The 813-nt window shown below is 63.0% G+C and carries 1 pseudogene; it reads right to left on the reverse strand.

From position 1 onward, the window contains the following. Positions 1-745 (reverse strand): annotated as a pseudogene (locus AB3X94_RS41785) (ABC transporter ATP-binding protein); the annotation flags it as partial. Positions 746-813: the final 68 nt, after the last annotated feature.

Below are 813 nucleotides of genomic sequence, written 5' to 3' on the forward strand. Positions count from 1 at the left end.
CCATCGCCTTGGCGGCAATTTCATCTTCGCGGATCGCGGCCCACGCGCGGCCGATACGCGAATGCTGCAGACGCGTACACGTCCAGATCACGAACAGCGCGCACAGCACGAACAGGTAGTAGTACAGATACACCGCCGGGAACTGCATGCCGAACAGCGAGTGCGACTGCGCGAAGCTGAAGCCGCCGATCTGCACCGGAGCGATCCCGGTGATCCCCTTCGGACCATTGGTGATATTCACCGGACGGTCGAGGTTGTTCATGAAGATCCGCACGATTTCCCCGAAGCCGAGGGTCACGATCGCCAGGTAGTCGCCACGCAGTCGCAGCGTCGGCGCGCCGAGCAGAATCCCGAACATCGCGGCCAGCGACATCGCGATCGGCACGATGATCCAGATCGGCACGTTCAAACCGTGCGGCGCGAGCGCCGCGATCCATTCGAATTGCGTCGACAGGTGTGGCGAGCTCAGCAGCGCGGCCGTGTAGGCACCGATCGCGTAGAACGCGATGTAGCCCAGGTCGAGCAGGCCGGCAAAGCCCACCACCACGTTCAGGCCCAGCGCGAGCATCACGTACAGCATCGCGAAGTCGAGCACGCGGACCCAGTAGTTGCCGCCCGCAGCGCCGATGATCATCGGCGCGGCGATCACGAAGATCGTCGTAAGGATGCCGATGGTCAGCGTCTTGGTGCGGTTCTTTTCGGGGATGAGCGTTGTGGACGGCTCGATCGGTTGAATTGAGGTCATGATTGTTGACTCCTTGTGGCCCGGGATCAGGCGCGATCCGCGACACGTTCGCCGAGCAGACCCGACGG

This window comes from Paraburkholderia sp. BR10923, assembly GCF_040948765.1.
In the GTDB taxonomy this organism is placed as follows: domain Bacteria; phylum Pseudomonadota; class Gammaproteobacteria; order Burkholderiales; family Burkholderiaceae; genus Paraburkholderia; species Paraburkholderia youngii.